At 62.3% G+C, this 23,001-nt stretch carries 15 protein-coding genes; 12 read left to right on the forward strand and 3 right to left on the reverse strand.

Annotated features, from left to right (window positions below; all coding sequences use genetic code 11):
- Positions 1 to 171 precede the first annotated feature (171 nt).
- From rpsF to PMM47T1_RS11005, 6 genes are all read left to right on the forward strand, one after another.
- The gene (gene rpsF / locus PMM47T1_RS10980) at positions 172 to 597 is read left to right on the forward strand and encodes a 30S ribosomal protein S6 (RefSeq protein WP_008368571.1); all 426 of its coding nucleotides are present in this window, start codon (positions 172 to 174) and stop codon (positions 595 to 597) included.
- Between the two features lie 28 nt (positions 598 to 625).
- Positions 626 to 856: a 30S ribosomal protein S18 gene (gene rpsR, locus PMM47T1_RS10985; protein WP_008368574.1), complete on the forward strand. Its 231-nt coding sequence runs from the start codon at positions 626 to 628 to the stop codon at positions 854 to 856.
- 36 nt (positions 857 to 892) lie between these two features.
- Positions 893 to 1,783 (forward strand): membrane protein, encoded by an 891-nt coding sequence (locus PMM47T1_RS10990; protein ID WP_008368576.1) that lies wholly within the window; start codon positions 893 to 895, stop codon positions 1,781 to 1,783.
- A gap of 18 nt (positions 1,784 to 1,801) precedes the next feature.
- Complete coding sequence (rplI, locus tag PMM47T1_RS10995; RefSeq protein ID WP_008368578.1) at positions 1,802 to 2,248, forward strand: 50S ribosomal protein L9; 447 nt, start codon at positions 1,802 to 1,804, stop codon at positions 2,246 to 2,248.
- Between the two features lie 108 nt (positions 2,249 to 2,356).
- Positions 2,357 to 3,754 carry a replicative DNA helicase gene (dnaB, locus tag PMM47T1_RS11000; protein WP_008368580.1) on the forward strand — a complete coding sequence of 466 codons (1,398 nt, stop codon included), beginning with the start codon at positions 2,357 to 2,359 and terminating at the stop codon, positions 3,752 to 3,754.
- 185 nt (positions 3,755 to 3,939) lie between these two features.
- Positions 3,940 to 6,240 (forward strand): YgiQ family radical SAM protein, encoded by a 2,301-nt coding sequence (locus PMM47T1_RS11005; RefSeq protein WP_008368582.1) that lies wholly within the window; start codon positions 3,940 to 3,942, stop codon positions 6,238 to 6,240.
- A 240-nt stretch (positions 6,241 to 6,480) separates the two neighbouring features.
- Here the strand turns inward: PMM47T1_RS11005 and PMM47T1_RS11010 are convergent, their stop codons facing one another.
- Complete coding sequence (locus tag PMM47T1_RS11010) at positions 6,481 to 10,671, reverse strand: hypothetical protein (RefSeq protein WP_008368583.1); 4,191 nt, start codon at positions 10,669 to 10,671, stop codon at positions 6,481 to 6,483.
- A 236-nt stretch (positions 10,672 to 10,907) separates the two neighbouring features.
- On the opposite strand from PMM47T1_RS11010, the gene PMM47T1_RS11015 reads away from it, so the two are divergent.
- The 3 genes from PMM47T1_RS11015 to PMM47T1_RS11025 all read left to right on the forward strand — a co-directional run bounded on the left by PMM47T1_RS11015 (position 10,908) and on the right by PMM47T1_RS11025 (position 17,634).
- Positions 10,908 to 14,186 carry a transglutaminase family protein gene (locus PMM47T1_RS11015; protein WP_008368586.1) on the forward strand — a complete coding sequence of 1,093 codons (3,279 nt, stop codon included), beginning with the start codon at positions 10,908 to 10,910 and terminating at the stop codon, positions 14,184 to 14,186.
- 65 nt (positions 14,187 to 14,251) lie between these two features.
- The gene (locus PMM47T1_RS11020; RefSeq protein ID WP_008368587.1) at positions 14,252 to 16,735 is read left to right on the forward strand and encodes a circularly permuted type 2 ATP-grasp protein; all 2,484 of its coding nucleotides are present in this window, start codon (positions 14,252 to 14,254) and stop codon (positions 16,733 to 16,735) included.
- Positions 16,732 to 17,634, forward strand: a complete 903-nt coding sequence (locus PMM47T1_RS11025) for a transglutaminase family protein (RefSeq protein WP_008368589.1) — start codon at positions 16,732 to 16,734, stop codon at positions 17,632 to 17,634. The genes PMM47T1_RS11020 and PMM47T1_RS11025 overlap by 4 nt, the downstream gene beginning before the upstream one ends.
- On the opposite strand, the gene PMM47T1_RS11030 is transcribed toward PMM47T1_RS11025, so the two are convergent.
- The gene (locus PMM47T1_RS11030; RefSeq protein ID WP_008368591.1) at positions 17,635 to 18,222 is read right to left on the reverse strand and encodes a TIGR00730 family Rossman fold protein; all 588 of its coding nucleotides are present in this window, start codon (positions 18,220 to 18,222) and stop codon (positions 17,635 to 17,637) included.
- A 263-nt stretch (positions 18,223 to 18,485) separates the two neighbouring features.
- On the opposite strand from PMM47T1_RS11030, the gene azu reads away from it, so the two are divergent.
- A complete protein-coding gene (azu, locus tag PMM47T1_RS11035) occupies positions 18,486 to 18,935 on the forward strand; it encodes an azurin (RefSeq protein ID WP_008368593.1) in 450 nt (149 codons plus the stop codon).
- 131 nt (positions 18,936 to 19,066) lie between these two features.
- Here the strand turns inward: azu and pncB are convergent, their stop codons facing one another.
- Positions 19,067 to 20,266 (reverse strand): nicotinate phosphoribosyltransferase, encoded by a 1,200-nt coding sequence (pncB, locus tag PMM47T1_RS11040; RefSeq protein ID WP_008368595.1) that lies wholly within the window; start codon positions 20,264 to 20,266, stop codon positions 19,067 to 19,069.
- 510 nt (positions 20,267 to 20,776) lie between these two features.
- Here pncB and PMM47T1_RS11045 point away from each other — a divergent pair.
- Positions 20,777 to 21,916: a branched-chain amino acid ABC transporter substrate-binding protein gene (locus tag PMM47T1_RS11045; RefSeq protein WP_008368597.1), complete on the forward strand. Its 1,140-nt coding sequence runs from the start codon at positions 20,777 to 20,779 to the stop codon at positions 21,914 to 21,916.
- Positions 21,917 to 22,084: 168 nt separating this feature from the next.
- Positions 22,085 to 22,999, forward strand: a complete 915-nt coding sequence (locus PMM47T1_RS11050; protein ID WP_008368599.1) for an ABC transporter permease subunit — start codon at positions 22,085 to 22,087, stop codon at positions 22,997 to 22,999.
- Positions 23,000 to 23,001 lie beyond the last annotated feature (2 nt).

Raw genomic sequence — 23,001 nt, forward strand, 5'->3', positions numbered from 1 at the left:
CACCAATTTCCTTGCTTGTCCCCCCTCCCTTCTCTACAATTGCGCCCCTTGCCTCGACGGCAGGTGGCTGGCAGTTCATCGCCACCCCCTTTTCCGCGAGCAAGACATACAGTGTCATTCACTCCTTGTCTGACCGCCCTGGCGGCAGGCTACAACCCGTAAGGAGCATTCATGCGTCATTACGAAATCATCTTTCTGGTCCACCCTGACCAGAGCGAGCAAGTCGGCGGCATGGTTGAGCGTTACACCAAGCTGATCGAAGAAGACGGCGGCAAAATCCACCGTCTGGAAGACTGGGGCCGTCGTCAACTGGCCTATGCAATCAACAATGTTCACAAGGCTCACTACGTGATGCTGAACGTTGAATGCACCGGCAAGGCCCTGGCCGAGCTGGAAGACAACTTCCGCTACAACGATGCCGTGATCCGTAACCTGGTCATCCGTCGCGACGAAGCCGTAATTGGTCAGTCCGAGATGCTCAAGGCCGAAGAAAACCGCAGCGAGCGCCGTGAGCGTCGTGACCGTCCTGAGCATGCTGACAGCGCCGATGGCGATGACAGCGACAACAGCGACGCCAGCGATAACGCTGACGAGTAATCCACGGACCTTTTGAGGAGCCAATTACATGGCACGTTTCTTCCGTCGTCGTAAATTCTGCCGCTTCACCGCTGAAGACGTGAAAGAGATCGATTACAAAGATCTCAACACCCTGAAAGCCTACGTATCCGAAACCGGCAAAATTGTTCCAAGCCGTATCACCGGTACCAAAGCTCGTTATCAGCGTCAGCTGGCCGTCGCTATCAAGCGCGCCCGCTTCCTGGCCCTGCTGGCCTACACCGACAGCCACGGCCGCTGAGACCGGGTCGTCGACAAGTAGCAAGGGATTTAACGCATGCGCCCCATAGCTGATTTCATCATGCGCGGACGCATGCAGGCCACCCTGGTGGTGGTGGGATGTGCGGCATTGCCGCTGTTGTTCTGGTTGAGTGCCGCCGCAGGTTGTCTTGTACTGCTGCGGCGCGGTTCGGACGCTTCAAGCGTCCTTGGTCTGGGGTTGTTGTCAGGGCTGGTTGGCTGGCACTTCTCTCAAGACCCGGCGGGCCTTCTGGTGCTGCTCGGGGCTTGGAGCCTGGCGCTGATTCTTCGCGCAGGCCATTCCTGGAATCGCGTGCTGCTAAGCAGCGTGGCCGTGGGGCTGTTGTGTGCCGTGTGCGTGGGGACTGTTTTCAGTTCCGTCATCGACCCGCTGGCCAAGGCGTTTGAGGACGTCTTGCCGCAGGCGATGGGTGAGGTCTACCAGAGTTTCTCTGCAGACCAGAAAGCGACACTTGGCGCATTGATGGCACCGCTGACAATCATTTCAATTGCGTTTTCGTCGCAGGTCCTTAGCGTGCTGTGCCTGATACTTGGGCGTTACTGGCAAGCGATGTTGTATAACCCCGGAGGGTTCGGGCGCGAGTTTCGCGCAATCCGCATCCCCAGGAACGTGGCACTGTTACTGCTGGCCATCATGTTTGCAGCACCTTTCTTCGGTATGCAGACACTGATTTTGTTGCCGTTGTGCAGTGTCCCGCTCTTCTTCGCCGGGCTGGCCCTGATTCACGGGCTGGTGAAGCGCAAGAAACTGGCAGGCTTCTGGCTTGTGGGGATTTATGTGACGTTGCTGCCGTTCATGCAGCTGCTCGGTCCTTTGCTCGTGGTGTTGGCCATTGTCGACAGCCTGATTGATTTTCGCGGACGTTTGGCACCGGAAGGTGCTGACAATGCGAACGGTGAAGGTTAAAAGTTAGAGGATTTCCACATGCAACTGATCCTTCTGGAAAAAGTCGCCAACCTGGGCAACCTGGGCGACAAAGTAAACGTTAAGGCCGGTTACGGTCGTAACTACCTGCTGCCTTACGGTAAAGCTACCGCTGCGACCGCTGCCAACCTGGCTGCGTTCGAAGAGCGTCGTGCTGAGCTGGAAAAACTGGCTGCAGACAAGAAAGCTTCGGCTGAAACTCGCGCTGCCCAACTGGCTGAGCTGGAAGTGACCATCACTGCCACCGCCGGTGACGAAGGCAAGCTGTTCGGTTCGATCGGCACCCACGACATCGCTGATGCACTGACCGCCTCGGGCGTTGAAGTTGCCAAGGCTGAAGTTCGTCTGCCGAACGGCACCATCCGTAACGTTGGCGAATACGACGTTGCCGTGCACCTGCACAGCGACGTAGAAGCTACCGTACGCGTTGTTGTTGTAGCTGCTTAAGTAGCACCGATCGGCTGGCACCCTCGGGTGGCAGCCGGTAACATCGGGCACGATCCTGTTTACAGGTCGTGCCCTTTGTCTTTCTGCATCCCCTGATTTCAAGTGGCCATGAACGAGATATCCGCACCCGAGCAATACGATCTGCAAACCGCTGCCCTCAAGGTGCCGCCGCATTCCATCGAGGCCGAACAGGCCGTGCTCGGTGGTCTGATGCTGGACAACGACGCCTGGGAGCGCGTGCTGGATCAAGTCTCGGACGGCGACTTCTACCGTCATGACCACCGCCTGATCTTCCGTGCCATTGCCAAGCTGGCTGACCAGAACACGCCGTTCGACGTGGTCACCCTGTATGAGCAACTGGATAAGGAAGGGCAGAGCTCCCAGGTTGGTGGCTTGGGTTACCTGGGTGAGCTGGCGAAGAACACGCCGTCGGTCGCCAACATCAAGGCTTACGCCCAGATCGTGCGCGAGCGAGCCACCCTGCGGCAGTTGATCAGCATCAGCAGCGAAATCGCCGACAGCGCGTTCAACCCCCAGGGCCGCAACGCCGCCGAGATCCTCGACGAAGCCGAACGGCAAATCTTCCAGATCGCCGAGGCGCGGCCGAAAACCGGCGGCCCGGTCAGCGTCAACGACCTGTTGACCAAGGCCATTGACCGCATCGACACGCTGTTCAATACCGATGAGGCCATCACCGGCCTGTCCACCGGCTACACCGACCTGGACGAAAAGACCAGCGGCCTGCAGCCGGCCGACTTGATCATCGTGGCCGGCCGTCCGTCCATGGGCAAGACCACCTTTGCCATGAACCTGGTGGAAAACGCCGTGCTACGCAGCGACAAGGCCGTATTGGTCTACTCGCTGGAGATGCCAGGTGACTCGCTGATCATGCGTATGCTGTCTTCCCTGGGCCGTATCGACCAGACCAAGGTGCGTTCCGGCCGCCTGGATGACGACGATTGGCCGCGCCTGACGTCGGCGGTCAACCTGCTCAACGACCGCAAGCTGTTCATCGATGACACCGCCGGCATCAGCCCGTCGGAAATGCGCGCGCGTACTCGCCGCCTGGTGCGTGAGCATGGCGATATCGGCCTGATCATGATCGACTACCTGCAACTGATGCAGATCCCGGGTTCCAGCGGTGACAACCGTACCAACGAAATTTCCGAAATCTCCCGCTCGTTGAAAGCCCTGGCCAAGGAATTCAACTGCCCGGTGGTGGCGCTGTCGCAGCTCAACCGTTCCCTGGAACAGCGCCCTAACAAGCGCCCGGTGAACTCCGACTTGCGTGAGTCGGGTGCAATCGAGCAGGACGCCGACGTGATCATGTTCGTGTACCGGGACGAGGTGTACCACCCCGAGACCGAGCACAAGGGCATTGCCGAGATCATCATCGGCAAGCAGCGTAACGGCCCCATCGGCTTCATTCGCCTGGCGTTCATCGGCAAATACACGCGGTTCGAAAACCTGGCCCCAGGTAGCTACAATTTCGACGACGACGAATAAAGAATATCGCGTCGAACCTTTCGCGGGCACGGCCCGCTCCTGCAGGTCTGCGTAATTCTGTAGGAGCGGGCCGTGCCCGCGAAGCATTCCCCACCGATTTCCGACAGTGGTCGTCGGAATTGGTCAAAATTTGTGCTATATTCCGCGCCCGCGTTTTTCCAACACGTAGCCACACGGTCATCGACATGCAAGCAGCCAAGCCGTTATTCGACTATCCAAAGTACTGGGCCGAGTGTTTCGGGCCAGCGCCATTCCTGCCCATGAGCAGGGAGGAGATGGATCAACTCGGCTGGGATTCCTGCGACATCATCATCGTCACCGGTGATGCCTACGTCGACCATCCGTCCTTCGGCATGGCCATCATCGGCCGCCTGCTGGAAGCCCAGGGTTTCCGCGTGGGCATCATTGCCCAGCCCGACTGGACGTCGAAAGACGACTTCATGAAGCTGGGCGAGCCGAACCTGTTCTTCGGCGTTGCGGCCGGCAACATGGACTCGATGATCAACCGCTACACCGCAGACAAGAAAATCCGTTCGGACGATGCCTACACCCCGGGTGGCATGGCGGGCAAACGCCCCGACCGCGCCAGCCTGGTGTATAGCCAGCGCTGCAAGGAAGCCTACAAGCACGTGCCTATCGTGCTAGGTGGCATCGAGGCCTCGCTGCGCCGCATCGCTCACTACGACTACTGGCAGGATCGCGTGCGCCACTCGATCCTGATCGACGCCTGCGCCGACATCCTGCTGTACGGCAACGCCGAACGCGCGATCGTCGAAGTGGCCCAGCGCCTGTCCTATGGCCAGAAGATCGAAGACATCACTGACATCCGCGGCACCGCATTCGTGCGCCGTGACACGCCGCAGGGCTGGTACGAGGTGGACTCCACCCGTATCGACCGTCCGGGCAAGATCGACAAGATCATCAACCCGTACGTGAACACCCAGGACACCCAGGCCTGCGCCATCGAGCAGGAAAAGGGCCCGGTCGACGACCCGGAAGAAGCCAAGGTCGTGCAGATCCTGGCCAGCCCGCGCATGACCCGTGACAAGACGGTCATCCGCCTGCCATCGTTCGAAAAAGTACGCGGCGACGCCGTGCTCTACGCCCACGCCAACCGCGTGTTGCACCTGGAAACCAACCCGGGCAACGCCCGCGCGCTGGTGCAGAAGCATGGCGAAGTGGACGTGTGGTTCAACCCGCCGCCCATTCCCATGACCACCGAAGAGATGGACTACGTGTTCGGCATGCCCTATGCGCGCATTCCGCACCCGGCGTATGGCAAGGAGAAAATCCCGGCCTACGACATGATCCGTTTCTCGGTGAACATCATGCGTGGCTGCTTCGGCGGCTGCACCTTCTGCTCGATCACCGAGCACGAAGGCCGCATCATCCAGAACCGCTCGGAAGAGTCGATCATTCGCGAAATCGAAGAGATCCGCGACAAGGTGCCAGGCTTTACCGGCGTCATCTCCGACTTGGGCGGCCCCACCGCGAACATGTACCGCATTGCCTGCAAGAGCCCGGAAATCGAATCCGCGTGCCGCAAGCCCTCGTGCGTGTTCCCGGGCATCTGCCCGAACCTGAATACCGATCACTCGTCGCTGATTCAGCTGTACCGCAGCGCTCGCGCCCTGCCAGGCGTGAAGAAGATCCTGATCGCCTCGGGCCTGCGCTACGACCTGGCGGTGGAATCGCCGGAGTACGTGAAGGAGCTGGTGACCCACCACGTGGGCGGCTACCTGAAGATTGCCCCGGAGCACACCGAAGAAGGCCCGCTGAACCAGATGATGAAGCCGGGTATCGGCTCGTACGACAAGTTCAAGCGCATGTTCGAGAAGTACTCGAAAGAGGCGGGCAAGGAACAGTACCTGATCCCGTACTTCATCGCCGCGCACCCGGGCACCACCGACGAAGACATGATGAACCTGGCCCTGTGGCTCAAGGGCAACGGTTTCCGTGCCGACCAGGTGCAGGCCTTCTACCCGTCGCCCATGGCGTCGGCCACGGCCATGTACCACTCGGGCAAGAACCCGCTGCGCAAGGTCACCTACAAGAGCGACCCGGTCACCATCGTCAAGAGCGAAGAGCAGCGCCGTCTGCACAAAGCCTTCCTGCGCTACCACGACCCGAAGGGCTGGCCAATGCTGCGTGAAGCGCTGGAACGCATGGGCCGTGCCGACCTGATCGGCCCGGGCAAGCACCAGTTGATTCCGCTGCACCAGCCGGCGACCGACACGTACCAGAGTGCCCGTCGCAAGAACTCGACGCCGGCCGGCAGCCACAAGGTGGCCAAGGAAACCCGCATCCTGACCCAGCACACCGGTCTGCCGCCGCGTGGCAGCGACGGCTCCAAGCCGTGGGACAAGCGCGAACAGGCCAAGGCTGCCGCCGAAGCCCGCGCCAAGGAAGCCGCCAAGGCCCGCCACGACGCGGCCAAGGGTGGCAAGGGCAAGAAGCCAACGCGCCAGCCGGTGTTGCCGCGCTGATGTGAACCCGGGTGTGACCCACGTTTCGGGCACACCCGGTTATCCTTGAAATTTGCGGCCCCGAGCCTCGCCGCTCATCACCCCTTCGAATTCGTGTAGCCGCTGCCGCCAGGCTGCGCTGGCCCGCATTCCAACGCTGGAATCCCCTGTGGGCCGCTCGACCAGCGCAGCCTGACGGCAGCGGCTATGTTGTATCGCGCAGCCTGCTGCACGCGGATAAGGGGAGGGTGACAGCGCTTATCAAGGCAGCGCACCTTCCACTACCTGAAACTTGCCAGGCGCCACCTTCCCGCGCAGGTCGCTCAGCCCCACGGTGCATGACTGGCAGGTGGGTTTCATGGAAAATACCAGGATGCTGTTCACGCTGCTGAAGTCCGTAATGTCCTTGTTCAGGCGGGCCAGGATCATGCGTTCGGAGTCGAACATGCGACGCTGCTCCGATAGCTCTTCGAGCCTGTTCATGTTGTTCAGGTCGGGCAGGAACAGCAGTTCCTGATCAGGAGGGTTGCGCTGGCCGGTGCGCTGCGGGCGGAATTGAGCATTGATGAAGCGCGTGCCATCAGGTGCGGTTGCGCTATCGGCAGTCAGGCGCCAGCCGGGCTCCAGCCCTTCACGGTCGGCCATGGCCATGCGGCGGCTGAGGGTCAGGTCGAACTCTGGTTTCTGGAAACCGGACAGACTGTAGTAGATAGCGTCGGGGCGGCCCGGATCTTTGTAGGCAAGGCGTACATAGGCCAGATTCTTGGGCGCGGTCGCCATTTGCCGGGTGGTACCGGCCAGCAGCAGATTTGCCGCCGTGAAGCGGTCGTGGCTGCCATGGATGGCGTTGAGGTCAGCGGCGATGCGCGCCCGCAAGGCCTCAGGGGTGTGCTCAGTGATGCTGTGCCACTGATCGCGGTCGCCCCTGGCCCTGAGCACGAGCTTTCGTTGGGTGTAGTGGCAATACAGGGCTGCTTGCTCAGGGGTTGTGTCCAGCACAAAAGGCCCACTGATATAGCGCTTCAGCCATTTGCGGTGATCGGCTGTCAGCCTGCTCGCCAACACGCTGATGTTCTGATCTATGACCGCGGGCACCACGCTTCTCAGCAGATGATTGGCGTCGTACGCACCGTTGTAGATGTAGTGCAGGGCATCGTCCTCGGTCAGTGGCCCTGGTCGAGCGGTGGCTTGGGGGGGCGAGGAAGCAATGCGTGTGAGGGTCAAGTCCTGCTGCCCAAGCCTGTAGTCGGCGCGATAGTAGGCGAGATCATCGGCACGGGTTATCAGCACCAGGGTTTCGTCTGACCTTCGCGGCACTACCACGGCGCTGATGCGCCGAGTGTCATCAATGGCCTGCACCAAACAGTCGATCTCGATCTGCTTGAAGCGATCGTTGCCACCCAGGATCCTGCACGTAACCTGGGGGCTGTACTCATTGGGGCTCAGGTGACGAACATGCTTGAGCGTGTTTTCCTCGATGCGCCAAACCTGCTGCCCGTGCACCAGTCGTTCGCGGCTGCCGGCGGTGATGCGTCGGTCAGTAAACCAGGGGGCGAAGTCGCTGCCCTCGGTTTGCCCGGGCGATGTATTGGTGTGGCTTGTGTTCCGGACGCTGCGGGCAGAGGGGCCGCATATCATCTGCATGGGGTCACCCCGCTTGACCCGGCAGGGCGTCACCTGAATGTCGTCGAGGGCGCGGCTCAGCGAACGTGAGTGCACGCGCCGTAGCACTGTCGTGCCGCTGGCAAGGGTTGTTTTGCGATAAATCACACTGCCTGCCGAAAGGTACAGGTCGTCGCCCCAGGCCATCCAGTGTTGAGTCAGCTGCGGGGTGGTGTCACGCAGAATCCAGCTTTGGCTTGCTTCATCGAACTCCAGCGGGATTTGCCCCGGTGGCCGCCGCAGCAGGCCGCCGTTGTCCGCGGTCCTGGTCAAGGCGCGCCCGCACGGTCCACCTGTATCCGGGGCGATCATGAACAGCCGTGCGCGCTCCCCTTTGCGTTGGCTGCGGTACAGAATCAGTGATTGCCCATCGTCCAGGCGGCGCAGGCGATAGTCCGAGGACTGTCGCCGATAGTCGACGCCGGGTGTCGGTCGCAGGGGGCGTGTGCTGGCCGGCCGCAGCACGGGCAGGCTACGCTTGCGCTTCAGCCAGCGCAGGGCACTGCGTCCGGTTTTCCCGATGCGTGACAACGCTTTGGGCAGCATCAATGCCAGGCCGGCGGGGTTGAACTGATCGGCGATGCTCAGGCTGGTCTGCGCCACCAGATTGCGCAGTGCCGGCAGGCTGGCTTGCAGCCCCAACCGGGCGCCAATCCTGGCAGTGCGAACGCTGAGGGCAGTGATCCTGGCGGCCGGCACTGCCAGCCCCGCGGTCTCCAGGCCCAGCCCTAGCGCGGCCCAGCGCAACTGGCCGCGGTCTCCGGTGGCCAACCCCTCGTTCCAATCCTCGGCGGCCCCCCAGAACGGGATAAATACCTGAGTAACTTTTTTCGCGGGATGAGCCTGGTCAAAGGCAGTTTGGCCGCGCAACTTCAGATGCAGTCGTTGCGCGTGCTTGAACATGAACTGTTCACCGACGCGCTCGGCCAGGGTGCTGGTCAGGTCGTCGAAATAGGTTTCGGCCTGCTTGGCGGTGAGGGTGTCGGTCGCAATCGCTTCAAGGGTAAGCAAGCGCTCAAGGGCGACGTCAACGCTGCTGGTGGTGCGTGGAGCGCTACCGGTCAGATAGGCGTTTGCATCAATGGGCAGTTCCCACTTGTCATTGCGGTCCACACGCAGGCTCGGGTCGTAAATGGGCAGGGGTTGCAGTTCTGGGCGCAAGCGGATCAACCCCGCGTAGGGGAGCACTTCGTAATAGTACAACCTGCCCTGGTGGCGCGCCTGAAGCATGAAACCGTATTGCCCGTGATCAGTGGACACTCGGTCCACCAGTTCTCGATAAAGCAGACCCACCAGCCCTGCCAGCAGCTCGAATGCTGAATACTCGAACTTGCGCACCACCAGTACCGTCACTTCCCCGAACAGCGGCGCACGCTGCTCTTTGGGCAAGTCGCTCAACAACAGGCGGATCATGGCGCCACAGGCCTTGCGGCTTTGTGCCAGCCAGGGGGCGAATTCACGTTCGAAGCGAGCAGCCACGTCGGGTAGCCCATGCATATTCATGAAGGCTGGATAGAACGTGCCATCGTGACCTTGGACATGGGCGGGTACGAAATCAGCGGGTGTGCCCAGCGCTTTGCTGGCGGCCACGACATCCAGGGCGTTGATGTGGCGAAAGCTGGGGTTGCGGTAGAAAGCCCGCCAAAGCTCGTCGCCCCATGGCTTTTCGGGGCGGCGCAGGAAGCGCGAGTCCGGATCGATGGCGCGTTGCTTGAGCACTTGGCGTGCCATGGCCAGGCGGTCGGGGGGTGGTTGTTGCAAGTGCTCCACTGTCAGCGCCAGTTCCTCCTCCCGTTGGCTGAACTCGCTCATCACTCGCTGCAGGGCCGCTGGCGAGTCTTTCTCCAATGGAGTGAGCAAACCGTTGGCAATGCCCCATTCGCGCAACGACCTTACCAGGGTGATCGCCAGCAACGGCTGTGCGGCTTCGTCATCTTGGCTCGCCAACTGCGAGGCGTAGCGGCACAGCCCCTGGAAGCCGATGCGCACCGCGCTGCCTGGTTCGATCAATTCGGCCAGCTGCGTCCCCTGATTCAGGTGTACCCACAGGTTGCTGCGCCGCCAGGCCAGGTGCGCGGGTACATCCGGCACTTGCAGTTCCACAGGCAGGTGCGCAGTGAGAAGCCAGGCGACGAGGGGGCGATAGTGCGCGGCCAGGCCCTTCATGTGATGGTCGGTGATGCGATCGCGCAGTCCGCTGACGGCCATGCCCTGCAAGGCGGGCTGCTCGAAGTCGAAGTCGCGCAGCGTGCCTTTCGGGTCCAGGTCCAGTGTCAGGGCCTTGAGCAGCAACTTGTAGGTCATCAGCGCCGAAGGTGTTTCGTCGCTGTATTGGCCGTACCAGTCCAGCGCCCCCAGCAATTGCGTGCCCAGTGCCTGCGCCGCTTCGCCTTCCAGCAGGTGCGCCAGCGTCAGCAAAGCAGGGCGGTCGGCCACGGGGTCGGGAGCCAAGGCTTCCAGCAGGCAGGTAGCAGGCGCCGCATACGCCGTGCGTGTCACCTCTCGTATCACCGGCGTGTCGCTGTCATCCAGCAACTCGTCCAGGGCCATCGTGTCGCGCAGCACTACGCCGGCCAGTACGTGCTGGGCTTGCTGCAATTGCGTCAGGCAGTTCTGCAGGCCCTTCTTGCTGGCATCAGGTACCAGGTTCAGGTCTTTCAGGGCTCTGGTCAGCACGGCGTCCAGGGTGTAGCGCTGATCCTGAAGATACTGGGTGACTCTGGTTTGCAGACCAGCCAGTTTCAGCAAGTCGTTATTGCCCCAATGGCGCCAGCGGGGGAGTCCGTTCATTGGTCATGCTCCTGTGATGTAATGAGCCATCAGTGGAACAAACCCCGATTGCCCCGGCGGGGTAGATAACTAGCTCAGCCCCACGCGCCGTTTCTGTGCGACGCTGCGCACACACATCAGGCATGGCACGATCTTGGTGCTGTGCTTGAATGAGCAAGCGCTCTAACGCTTGGCTTTGCCACGTGGCATAAGTCTTGCGCGGTTCGCTTACCGTCCAGGCTCGCAGGAGGCACGCCGTGTCGATCCATGTCGCATTGCACCATGTCACGCATTACCGCTACGACCGTGCGGTTGAACTTGGCCCGCAGATCGTCCGCCTTCGTCCCGCGCCCCACAGCCGCACGCGCGTGCTGTCCTATGCGCTGAAGGTTTTGCCTGAGCAGCATTTCATCAATTGGCAACAGGACCCCCAGGGCAATTACCTGGCGCGGCTGGTATTCCCCGAAAAAACCAAAGAGTTCCGCGTGGAGGTTGACCTGGTCGCCGAGATGGCGGTGTTCAACCCATTCGACTTCTTCCTGGAGCCCTACGCGGAAAAGATCCCTTTCGCCTACGCCAAGGACGAAAAGCACGAACTGGCGCCGTATCTGGAAAAGTTGCCGCTGTCGCCCAAGTTCGAGGCGTACCTGAAAGGCATCGACCGTACGCCGATCCCGGCGGTGGACTTCCTGGTAGGTCTCAATCAGCGCTTGAGCCAGGATATCGGCTACCTGATCCGCATGGAACCGGGTGTGCAAACCCCGGAACAAACCCTGGAAAATGCCTCCGGCTCGTGCCGCGACTCGGCGTGGCTGCTGGTGCAATTGATGCGCCACCTGGGCCTGGCCGCGCGATTTGTGTCCGGCTACCTGATTCAGCTGACCGCTGATGTGAAGGCGCTGGATGGCCCGTCCGGCACCGAGGTGGATTTCACTGACCTGCACGCCTGGTGCGAGGTGTACCTGCCCGGTGCCGGCTGGATCGGCCTTGATGCTACCTCCGGGCTGTTTGCCGGTGAAGGGCATATCCCATTGGCCTGTAGCCCGGATCCGTCGTCTGCGGCGCCGATCAGTGGCCTGGTAGAGCCCTGCGAGTGCGAGTTCAGCCACGAAATGTCGGTGGAGCGCCTGTGGGAAGCACCGCGGGTCACCCGGCCCTACAGCGAACAGCAATGGCAGGAAATTCAGGCGCTGGGACGGCACATCGATGCCGACCTGGTGGAAGGCGATGTACGCCTGACCATGGGCGGCGAGCCTACTTTCGTATCGATTGACGACCCGGACGGCGCCGAGTGGAACACCGCCGCCCTGGGCGAGGACAAGCGCACGCTGTCCGCCGAGCTCTACCAGCGCATGCGCGCCCGTTACGCCCCCAAGGGGCTGGTGCATTTCGGCCAGGGCAAGTGGTACCCGGGCGAGCAGTTGCCGCGCTGGTCACTCAACGCCTATTGGCGCGTGGATGGCCAGCCGATCTGGCACAACGACGCGTTGATTGCCGATGAAGGCAAGGACTACGGCGCCACTGGCGAACTGGCGGGGCGCTTCCTGGCCAGCGTAGCCGAGCGCCTGAAGTTGCCGCCGCGCTTTGTGTTTCCCGCCTACGAGGACAACTTCTACTACCTGTGGCGCGAAGGTGCGTTGCCGGTGAACGTCAGCGCCGAGGACTCGCGCCTGGACGAGGAAATGGAGCGCAAGCGCCTGCGCAAGGTGTTCAGCCAGGGCCTGGACAAGGTAATCGGGCAAGTACTGCCGTTGGCCCGTACTGCTGCCGGTGACCAATGGCAAAGCGGCCGCTGGTACCTGCGCGACAGTCATTGCCGGCTGGTGCCGGGCGATTCGCCGCTGGGCTACCGCCTGCCGCTGGCCTCGCAGCCCTGGGTGACGGCCGCCGAATACCCCTTCGTGCACCCTCGCGACCCCAACCAGGACTTCGCGGCCCTGCCCACGCCGGCGCAATTGCAGGTGGTGAGCACGGCCCAGGTCGAAGAGCAGGACCGCGCGCCCAAGCTCGACGAGTCGGCCAGTTGGCTGACCCGTACCGCCCTGTGCGCCGAAGCACGCGACGGACGCCTGTACCTGTTCATGCCACCTTTGGCTGAGGTGCAAGACTACCTGGAACTGGTGGCCGTGATCGAGGCCACTGCCGAGGAGTTGAAGTGCCCGGTATTGCTGGAAGGCTATGAGCCGCCCTACGACCCGCGGCTGGCCAATTTCCGCATTACCCCGGACCCGGGCGTCATCGAAGTCAACGTACAGCCTTCGGCCAGCTGGGACGAACTGGTGGAGCGCACCGAGTTTCTCTACGAACAGGCGCGCGAAACCCGCCTGAGCACAGAGAAATTCATGATCGATGGTCGCCACACCGGTACCGGTGGTGGCAACCATTTCGTGCTCGGTGGCGCCACGCCTGCAGATTCGCCCTTCCTGCGCCGCCCCGACCTGTTGCGCAGCCTGATCAGTTACTGGCACAACCATCCGTCGCTGTCGTACCTGTTCAGCGGGCTGTTTATCGGGCCCACGTCCCAGGCACCGCGGGTGGACGAGGCGCGCAACGATTCACTGTACGAGCTGGAGATAGCCTTCCAGCAGATGCCGGCACCCGGCGAGGCGTGCGCGCCGTGGCTGGTGGACCGCCTGTTGCGCAACCTGCTGATCGACGTCACGGGCAACACCCACCGCGCCGAGTTCTGCATCGACAAGCTTTACTCGCCCGACGGTGCCACGGGCCGCCTGGGCTTGCTGGAGCTGCGCGGTTTCGAGATGCCGCCCCATGCACGCATGAGCCTGGTGCAACAATTGCTGCTGCGGGCGCTGGTGGCGCGCTTCTGGCGCGAACCCTATGCCCCGCTCAAGCTGGCGCGTTGGGGCACCGAGTTGCACGACCGCTTCATGCTTGCGCACTTTATCGAGCAGGACTTCGCCGACGTCATCGCCGAGCTCAACGCCGCCGGCTACGGGCTGCGTGCCGAGTGGTTCGCCGCGCACCTGGAGTTTCGCTTCCCCAAAATCGGCGACTACGCCGTGGCGGGCATCGAGCTGGAATTGCGCCAGGCGCTGGAGCCGTGGCACGTGCTGGGCGAGGAGGGCGGGGCCGGCGGCACGGTCCGCTATGTGGACTCCTCGCTGGAGCGCCTGCAGGTCAAGCTCAATGGCCTGTCGCCGCAGCGCTACGTGCTGACCTGCAACGGCCGTACGGTGCCGTTGCACAGCACCGGCAAGGTGGGCGAGTACGTGGCCGGCGTGCGATTCCGCGCCTGGCAGCCGTTCAATTGTCTGCAACCGACCATCCCGGTGCACGCACCGCTGGTGTTCGACATCCATGACACCTGGATGCAGCGCTCGCTGGGCGGTTGCCAATACCACGTGGCCCACCCGGGCGGGCGCAACTACGAAACCCTGCCGGTGAATGCCAACGAGGCCGAAAGCCGGCGGCTGTCGCGTTTCTTCCGCCTGGGCCATAGCCCTGGTGCATTGCCTGCGCCTACACTCACGATCAATGACGAGCTGCCGATGACATTGGATATGCGTCGCACCTGAAAGGGCGGCCGGGACACCGGCCACCCGCATTATTCTGATGTTCTACTGCCTGCGCCGAGCGTTCCATGCCAGACCTGCTTGACCGATACCCGCTGACGGCGGGAAGTTTTGACGAGATGCTCGAGGCCGATGGTTCGGTGCGCCCGCACTGGCGCAAGCTGTTCGACCAGTTGCAGCGCAGCAGCCCGGTGCAACTGGCCCAGCGCCAGGCGCTGCTGACCCGGCAAATCCAGGAAAACGGCGTGACCTACAACGTCTACGCTGACCCCAAGGGGGCCGATCGGCCGTGGGAACTGGACCTGCTGCCCCACGTCATTCCTGACAACGAGTGGCAGCACCTGCGCGCCGGTATTGCCCAGCGCGGCAAGCTGCTCAACGCCGTGCTGGCCGATATCTATGGCCCGCAGGAGCTGATTCGCCAAGGCCTGCTGCCGGCCGAACTGGTGTATGGCCACAACAATTTCCTGTGGCCGTGCCAAGGCCTCAAGCCGCCGGGGGATATCTTCCTGCACCTGTACGCCGTTGACCTGGCGCGCACCCCGGACGGGCGCTGGTGGGTCACGGCCGACCGCACCCAGGCGCCTTCGGGCGCCGGCTATGCGCTGGAAAACCGCATGAGCGTGTCGCGGGCCTTCCCGGAGCTGTACCGCGACCTCAAGGTCGAACACCTGTCCGGTTATTTCCGCACGCTGCAGGACACCTTGCGGCGCCTGGCGGCCGATAAGCACGAAACACCGTTGATTGTGCTACTGACCCCGGGGCGCTTCAACGAAAGCTATTTCGAACATTTGTACCTGGCGCGGCAGTTGGGTTACCCGCTGGTGGAAGGCAGCGACTTGACCGTGCGCGACGCCACGGTGTACCTCAAGACCCTCAGCGGCCTGCGCCGCGTGCACGCGATCATGCGCCGCCTGGACGACGACTTCTGCGACCCGCTGGAACTGCGTACCGACTCGGCGCTGGGCGTGCCCGGTTTGCTGGAAGCGGTGCGCCAGGGCCGCGTGCTGGTGGCCAACGCCCTGGGCAGCGGTGTGCTGGAGTCACCTGGGCTGCTGGGTTTCCTGCCCACCATCAACGAGCACCTGTTCGGTGAAAAGCTGATCCTGCCGTCGGTGGCCACGTGGTGGTGCGGTGAGCCGCCGGTCATGGCGCAGGCCTTGGAGAAACTGCCACAACTGCTGATCAAGCCGGCGTTTCCCTCGCAAAGTTTTACCCCGGTGTTTGGTCGCGACCTGGATGCCAAGCAGCGCAAGGCCATGGCCGAGCGCATTCAGGCCAGGCCCTACGCCTACGTCGCCCAGGAACTGGCGCAACTGTCCCAGGCCCCGGTATGGCAGGACAGCGGCCAGTTGGCGCCTCGGGCCATTGGCATGCGCGTCTACGCGGTGGCCGGCTACGACGGTTACCGGGTGTTGCCTGGCGCGTTGACCCGGGTGGCCGCCGAAGCCGATGCCGAAGTGGTGTCGATGCAGCGTGGCGGGGCTAGCAAGGACACTTGGGTGCTGGGTGAACGCGCGCCCATCGGCGAGCAATGGAAGGCTCAGCGCAGCATTGGCGTGCACGATGTAGTGCGCGTCGACCCCTACCTGCCGTCGCGGGTGGTGGAAAACCTGTTCTGGTTCGGCCGCTATTGCGAGCGCTGCGACGACAGTGCGCGCTTGCTGCGCATTATCCTCGGGCGCTACATCGACGGTGACGACCCGCTGGCCCTGGACGCCGCCGTGGAACTGGCCGAGCGCCTGTCACTGCTGCCCGAAGAGGGCAACCTGGAAGAACGCCTGCTGGCGGCGCTGCTGGGCGATGAGTGGCCGTTCAGCCTGCGTGCCAACTTGCAACGGTTGCAGTGGGCCGCCTCGCAAGTGCGCGGCAAGCTTTCGCGGGAGAACTGGCAGGCACTGGTGGAGTTGCAGCGCGAAGCCCAGAGCCTGGACGTGGAAGAGCCCGATTTCGGCGAGCTACTGGACTTCCTCAACCGCCTGGTGATGTCCCTGGCCGCGCTGTCAGGCTTTGCCCTGGACGACATGACTCGCGACGAGGGCTGGCGCTTCCTGATGATTGGCCGGCGCCTCGAGCGCTTGCAGTTCCTCAGTACCAGCCTGGCCGCGTTCCTGCGTGGCGTGGCCGTGGCCGACCAGGCCGGGCTTGAATGGCTGCTGGAACTGGGCAACAGCAGCATTACCTACCGCTCCCGCTACCTGGCCGTGCCACAGTTGATCCCGGTGCTGGACCTGTTGTTGCTCGATGAGCAGAACCCCCATGCGGTGCTGTTCCAGCTCAAGCTGGTGAACCGCTCGCTGCGTCGCCTCAACGAAGAGTTTGGTGCGCCCCGTGAACGCGGGCTGGCTATGCTGATCGAGCGGCTGGCCGGGTTTGACCTGGGCAGCCTGGAAAATTCGCTGTTCGGCGCCCCCAGCGTACAAGCGGTGCTCGATGGCCTGGCCGACCTGCTGCAAACCATCTCGGAAGCCGGCGGCCAGGTCTCCGACCGCCTGGCCCTGCGCCATTTTGCCCACGTCGATGACGTCAGCCAACGGACGATATCGGTATGAGTGCCCACTACGAGATCATCCACGACACCCATTACCACTACGACAGCCCGGTGTCTCTGGCTCAGCAGTTGGCGCACCTGTGGCCGCGGCCCTGTGCCTGGCAGATCTGCCGCGAACAGCAGTTGCAGATCAGCCCCGAGCCGACCTGGCGGGTGGACGACTACGATGTGTTCGGCAACCCGCTGACGCGTTTGACCTTCGAGCGCCCCCACCACGAACTGAAAGTCAGCGCGCGGCTGAAAGTAGAGGTGCTGGCGCGCAAGACGCCGGACTTCGCGACGTCGCAAAGCTGGGAAGCGGTGCGCAGCGCGCTGTGCTACAGCAGTGCGCCGATTGCCGAAGACCTGATGAAGGCCTGCCGTTACCGTTTCGAGTCGCCCTATGTGCGCTTGAAACAGAGCTTCGTGGCATTCTCCGCCGATTGCTTCCCGGCCGGCCGGCCCCTGCTGCAGGGCGCGCGGGCCTTGATGGAAAAGATCTTCGAGGAGTTCACCTTCGATGCCGAGGCCACCCAGGTGGCCACGCCGCTGGTCGAGGTGCTGGAGCGCCGCCGCGGCGTGTGCCAGGACTTTGCCCACTTGATGCTCGCCTGCCTGCGTTCGCGCGGCCTGGCGGCCCGCTATGTCAGCGGCTACCTGTTGACCCAACCACCGCCCGGGCAACCGCGGCTGATTGGCGCCGATGCGTCCCATGCCTGGGTATCGGTGTATTGCCCGCCGTTGGGCTGGATCGATTTCGACCCCACCAACAACGTGCAACCGGCCTTGGAACACGTCACCCTGGCCTGGGGCCGGGACTTCTCCGATGTGTCGCCGTTGCGCGGGGTGATCCTGGGCGGCGGCAGCCATGACCCGGAAGTGCAGGTCACGGTCATGCCGCAGGGCGAAATGCCGGGCTGATCAGTCCGGCTTCTTGTCCACCCACTTGGGCAGCACGGTGGGGCGCCAGGCATCCAGGGTGTCCAGCAGGTCGGTGGCCGACTCGTTCACCTGCAGCATCGAGCGGTGCTGCTCGCGCACGAAGTTCTCTTGCACCAGGTGGTCGAGGAAGCCGGTGAGCTTGCTGTAGAAGCCATTCACTTCCAGCAGCCCCAGGGGCTTGCCGTGGTAGCCCAGTTGGCCCCAGGTCCACACTTCGAACAGCTCTTCCAGGGTGCCCAGCCCGCCTGGCAAGGCAATGAACGCGTCGGCCAGTTCGGCCATGCGCGCCTTGCGAGCGTGCATGCCGTCCACCACTTCCAGGCGGGTGAGGCCCTTATGACCGATTTCCAGGTCGTTGAGGCTATGGGGAATGATGCCGACCACTTCGCCGCCGGCTGCCAGCACCGCATCGGCCACGATACCCATCAGGCCCACTGCGCCACCGCCATACACCAGTGTCAATTTGCGCTCGGCCAGCGCGCGGCCCAGGGTGATGGCCGCTTCGCGGTACACCGGGTTGCTACCGCTGCTGGCGCCGCAGAAAACACAGACTGAAGTCAGTGACATGGGGTTACTCCTGGCGTTTGTGGAGCCACAGGGTAAATCCGCGACGGCTCTGGCTCCAGTCTTTCGTTCAGTCATCCAGATAGTCGGTGCCAGTATTGCCGCAGGCGTAGGCGGCGAGAAGGCTGCGCAGGAAATTGTTCATGTAAACGCTCCGTGATTGATATTGTATACAATATTAGGTGCGTGTTAGGTTTGTCTCGTAGATTGCATTGATAGGGCTCATAGAAGAAGCCTTGCTCAAAAAACTGTCCTGGAGATTCACCATGTTCGCGAAAGTAGTCGCTGTATCCCTGCTCGCCCTGGCTGCCGGCCAGGTGTTCGCCGCTGATTGCAAGGTTGACGTCGATTCCACCGACAGCATGACCTTCGACAAGAAGGCCATCGAAATCAGCAAGACCTGCAAGACTTTCACCGTCAACCTGGGCCACTCCGGCTCGCTGGCCAAGAACGTGATGGGTCACAACTGGGTGCTGAGCAAGGCCGCCGACGCCCAAGGCGTGGCCAGCGACGGCATGGCCGCAGGCATCGACAAGAACTACCTGAAAGATGGCGACGAGCGCATCCTGGCCCACACCAAAATCATCGGTGCCGGCGAGAAGGATTCGGTGACTTTCGACGTGTCCAAACTGCAGGCCGGAACCGACTACGCCTTCTTCTGCTCGTTCCCGGGCCACATCTCGATGATGAAAGGCGCCGTTACCCTGGTTAACTGATCGTCATAGTCGCTCCTTGCCCCCGTGGGGGCGGGCTCTGCCCGCGAAGCAAGCACCGCGCAGTATCAGACATTGCGCGGCGTTCTTTTCGCGGGTAGAACCCGCTCCCACGGACGACAGGAGCTCCTACGTCATGGCTTCACTTTGAATACATGCCGCAGGTAGGCAACGAAATTCTCATCCCGGCACTGGGTCTTCGCCGCTTCGTCGGAGATCTTCGCCACCGGCTGACCGTTGCAGTCAGTCATCTTCAGCACGATGCTCATCGGCTCCACCCCCGGAATGTCGCAGGTGAGGTTGGTGCCAATGCCAAAGCTGACATTGATGCGCCCGCGCAGTGCGCGGAAGATTTCCAGCGACTTGGGCAGGTTCAGCCCGTCCGAGAACACCAGGGTCTTGCTCATGGGGTCGATGCCCAGTTTCTGGTAGTGGGCGATGGCCTTTTCGGCCCAGACCACAGGGTCGCCCGAATCGTGGCGCAACCCGTCGAACAGCTTGGCAAAGTACAGGTCGAAATCGCTCAGGAACGCATCCATGGTGATGCAGTCGGTCAGGGCAATGCCCAACAGGCCGCGGTATTCGCGCACCCAGCAGTCCAGCGCCGCGCTTTGGCTGTCGATCAGCCGCGGGCCCAGTTGCTGGTGGGCCATGATCCACTCATGGGCCATGGTGCCCAGGGGCTTGATGTCCAGCTCGCGCGCCAGGTGCACGTTGCTGGTGCCCACGAACCGCCCGGGGAAGTCGTGCTTGAGCACGCTCACCACTTCTTCCTGCACCTTATAGGAGAAGCGCCGGCGGGTGCCGAAGTCGGCTACCTGCAGTTCGGCCAATTCGTCGGCCGAGGCGTTGGCCGTCAGCCAGTCGAACTTGCGGTAGAGCTGCTCGCGGGCCTGGCCCAGGGTCACTTCGCGGTAGCGCACGCGGTTGCGTACCTCGCTGACGATGGCCAGCAACGGTACTTCGAACAGAATCACGTGCAGCCAGGGGCCGCGCAGGCGAATGCTCAACTGATCGTTTTCGATACTGGTCTGCAGGTAGCGCAGGTTGAAGCGGAACAGCCCCAGGAAGCGCAGGAAGTCTGGCGTCATGAAGTTGATGCGTTCCAGGAACCCCAGCTGGTCACTGCTCAGGCTCAGCTCGCACAGGCGCTCGATCTGGTAGCGAATTTCGGCCAAGTACGGGCGCAGGTCCTCCCCATTGCGGCAGCGGAATTCCCATTCCACTTCGACGTTGGGGTAGTTGTGCAGGACGGCCTGCATCATGGTCAGCTTGTACAAATCGGTGTCGAGCAGGTTCTGCACGATGCGATCAGCGAATACGCTCTCGCTCATTGAGGGCTCCAACTGGGCCTGGCGGCATGACGGTATGCATAGTGGCGCACAGTAAAGGCACATTCTGCCAGTCTTTTGTGCCGGCCGCCGAATGCTTGAGCCTGGCGCAAAAGCCTCTGGCACCGCTATTTCGCCCTGTTTATAAGTAGTTTCCTACCGAACTCGGTGTTTTTTCAGGCACCGACTAGCCTGTAATGGTGCGTGCCGTAGCAATTGCGCACCGCTGATGTGCACTTCGGTTACGCACTCTGTTACAGGTCGGTTGCACGCCTTGGCGCTGGAAGGTTGCAATGGTGGCACTTTAGGGTTGCTCCTTTTTCTCCGGTGGGTGCTACCACCTGCGATCTAGAGGGTTGCACGAGCTGCAAAGGGGCGGGCGCAGGGCCTTTGCAAGCAAAAGTGCCGACGCTTTTCAGCATTTGAAAAACGGCTGGCACGGCGCTTGCTCAGAGCAATTGCTGAAGTTGTGAAGTTGTAGTGCCAACCAAAAAAACTCAGGAGCACCACCTCATGTCGCAGACGTTTTACAGGAAAGGTTTTCTGGCTCTCGCAGTGGCTACTGCGTTGGGTGTTTCTTCGTTTGTACAGGCAGCCGACATCAAGATCGGCGTGGCAGGGCCAATGACCGGTGCCAACGCATCGTTCGGTCTGCAATACATGAAAGGTGCCCAGGCGGCCGCTGACGAAATCAACGCCCATGGCGGCGTGAACGGCGGCAAGATCATCCTGGTGCAGGGCGACGACGCCTGCGAGCCGAAACAGGCCGTGGCGGTGGCCAACAAGTTGTCTGACCAGGACAAGGTCGCCGGCGTGGTAGGCCACTTCTGCTCGTCGTCCACCATTCCAGCTTCTGAGGTATACGGGGACGCTGGTGTCATCGCCATCACCCCAGGCTCCACCAACCCGCAAGTGACCGAGCGCGGCCTGACCGCCATGTTCCGCATGTGCGGCCGTGACGACCAGCAAGGTATCGTCGCCGGTGACTACATCGTCGACGTGCTCAAGGGCAAGAAAGTCGCGGTCATCAACGACAAGGACACCTACGGCAAGGGCCTGGCCGACGCTACCGCCAAGCAGCTGACTGCCCGCGGCGTCAAGCCGGTGCTGGAAGAAGGCCTGACCCGTGGCGAGAAGGACTTCAGCGCCCTGGTCACCAAGATCCGCGCCTCGGGTGCCGACGTGGTGTACTTCGGCGGCCTGCACCCGGAAGCCGGCCCGCTGGTTCACCAAATGCGCGAACAGGGCCTGAAGGACGTGAAATTCATGTCCGACGACGGCATCGTCACCGACGAACTGGTGACCACCGCCGGTGGCGCGCAATACGTCGATGGCGTGTACATGACCTTCGGCGCCGACCCGCGCCTGCTGCCAGACAGCAAGGCCGTGGTGGACCAGTTCCGCAAGTCCGGCTACGAGCCTGAAGGCTACACCCTGTACGCCTACGCTTCGATCCAGGCCCTGGCCGCTGGGTTCAACGGCGCCAAGTCCGACAAGGGCGAAGACGCCGCCAAATGGCTGAAAGCCAACCCTGTCCACACCGTGATGGGCACCAAGACCTGGGACAGCAAGGGCGACCTGAAAGTCTCGGACTACGTGGTGTACCAGTGGGACAAGGACGGCAAATACCACCAGCTCGACAAGCAGAAATGACATGAGGTCAGACCGGCTGGCAGCGTAGGCCGCCAGCCAGGTCAAACAGGGCCCGGCCTGCTGTGGGTTGGGCCTGTCAGTTCTCTTATTTACCGCTCGTGTTCAGAGTGGGCAGGCCCGGCTTGCCCGCGCGAACACGTGCGGCCCAGAAGTTCGTGAGCGTGCATGATGGATGGTATTTTCCTGCAACAAATGGTCAACGGCCTTACCCTCGGTTCGGTCTATGGTTTGATCGCCATCGGTTACACCATGGTCTACGGCATCATCGGCATGATCAACTTCGCCCACGGCGATGTGTACATGATCTCCGCCTACCTGGCTGCCATCGGCCTGGCGGTATTATCGTTCTTCGGCGTTGAATCCTTCCCTTTCCTGATTCTCGGTACGCTGGCGTTCACCATCGTCGTCACCGGGGTCTACGGTTTTGTCATCGAGCGGGTGGCGTACAAACCCCTGCGCAACTCTACGCGCCTGGCGCCGCTGATCAGTGCCATCGGCATCTCGCTGATCCTGCAGAACTACGCGCAGATCGCCCAGGGGCCTAACCAGCAAGGCGTGCCCACGCTCCTCAGTGGCGGCTGGCGCTTCGACATCGGCACTGGCTTCGTGCAGATCACTTACACCAAGATGTTCATCCTGGTGGCCGCTTTCGCCGGCATGGCGGTACTGACCTACATCATCAAGTACACCAAGCTGGGCCGCATGTGCCGCGCCACCCAGCAGGATCGCAAGATGGCGTCCATCCTGGGCATCAATACCGATCGCGTGATCTCCTACGTGTTCATCATCGGCGCGGCCATGGCGGCCCTGGCCGGGGTGTTGATTACCGTGAACTACGGCACCTTCGACTTCTACGCCGGCTTCATCATCGGCATCAAGGCGTTCACCGCCGCGGTGCTGGGTGGCATCGGCTCGCTGCCGGGGGCCATGCTAGGCGGGTTGATCCTGGGGGTTGCCGAATCGCAGTTCTCCGGCCTGATCAACTCTGACTACAAAGACGTGTTCAGCTTCGCCCTGCTGGTGCTGATCCTGATCTTCCGACCCCAAGGCTTGCTGGGTCGCCCACTCGTGGCGAAGGTATAATT

Source organism: Pseudomonas sp. M47T1, from assembly GCF_000263855.1.
In the GTDB taxonomy this organism is placed as follows: domain Bacteria; phylum Pseudomonadota; class Gammaproteobacteria; order Pseudomonadales; family Pseudomonadaceae; genus Aquipseudomonas.

Bases quoted from the DNA above. Each gene is read 5' to 3' on its own strand.
- dnaB (WP_008368580.1), top strand. From the start codon at position 2,357: ATGAACGAGATATCCGCACCCGAGCAATACGATCTGCAAACCGCTGCC.
- PMM47T1_RS11025 (WP_008368589.1), top strand. From the start codon at position 16,732: ATGAGTGCCCACTACGAGATCATCCACGACACCCATTACCACTACGAC.
- PMM47T1_RS11005 (WP_008368582.1), top strand. From the start codon at position 3,940: ATGCAAGCAGCCAAGCCGTTATTCGACTATCCAAAGTACTGGGCCGAG.
- rpsF (WP_008368571.1), top strand. From the start codon at position 172: ATGCGTCATTACGAAATCATCTTTCTGGTCCACCCTGACCAGAGCGAG.
- pncB (WP_008368595.1), bottom strand. From the start codon at position 20,266: ATGAGCGAGAGCGTATTCGCTGATCGCATCGTGCAGAACCTGCTCGAC.
- PMM47T1_RS11030 (WP_008368591.1), bottom strand. From the start codon at position 18,222: ATGTCACTGACTTCAGTCTGTGTTTTCTGCGGCGCCAGCAGCGGTAGC.
- rpsR (WP_008368574.1), top strand. From the start codon at position 626: ATGGCACGTTTCTTCCGTCGTCGTAAATTCTGCCGCTTCACCGCTGAA.
- PMM47T1_RS10990 (WP_008368576.1), top strand. From the start codon at position 893: ATGCGCCCCATAGCTGATTTCATCATGCGCGGACGCATGCAGGCCACC.
- PMM47T1_RS11045 (WP_008368597.1), top strand. From the start codon at position 20,777: ATGTCGCAGACGTTTTACAGGAAAGGTTTTCTGGCTCTCGCAGTGGCT.
- azu (WP_008368593.1), top strand. From the start codon at position 18,486: ATGTTCGCGAAAGTAGTCGCTGTATCCCTGCTCGCCCTGGCTGCCGGC.
- PMM47T1_RS11020 (WP_008368587.1), top strand. From the start codon at position 14,252: ATGCCAGACCTGCTTGACCGATACCCGCTGACGGCGGGAAGTTTTGAC.
- PMM47T1_RS11010 (WP_008368583.1), bottom strand. From the start codon at position 10,671: ATGAACGGACTCCCCCGCTGGCGCCATTGGGGCAATAACGACTTGCTG.
- PMM47T1_RS11050 (WP_008368599.1), top strand. From the start codon at position 22,085: ATGGATGGTATTTTCCTGCAACAAATGGTCAACGGCCTTACCCTCGGT.
- rplI (WP_008368578.1), top strand. From the start codon at position 1,802: ATGCAACTGATCCTTCTGGAAAAAGTCGCCAACCTGGGCAACCTGGGC.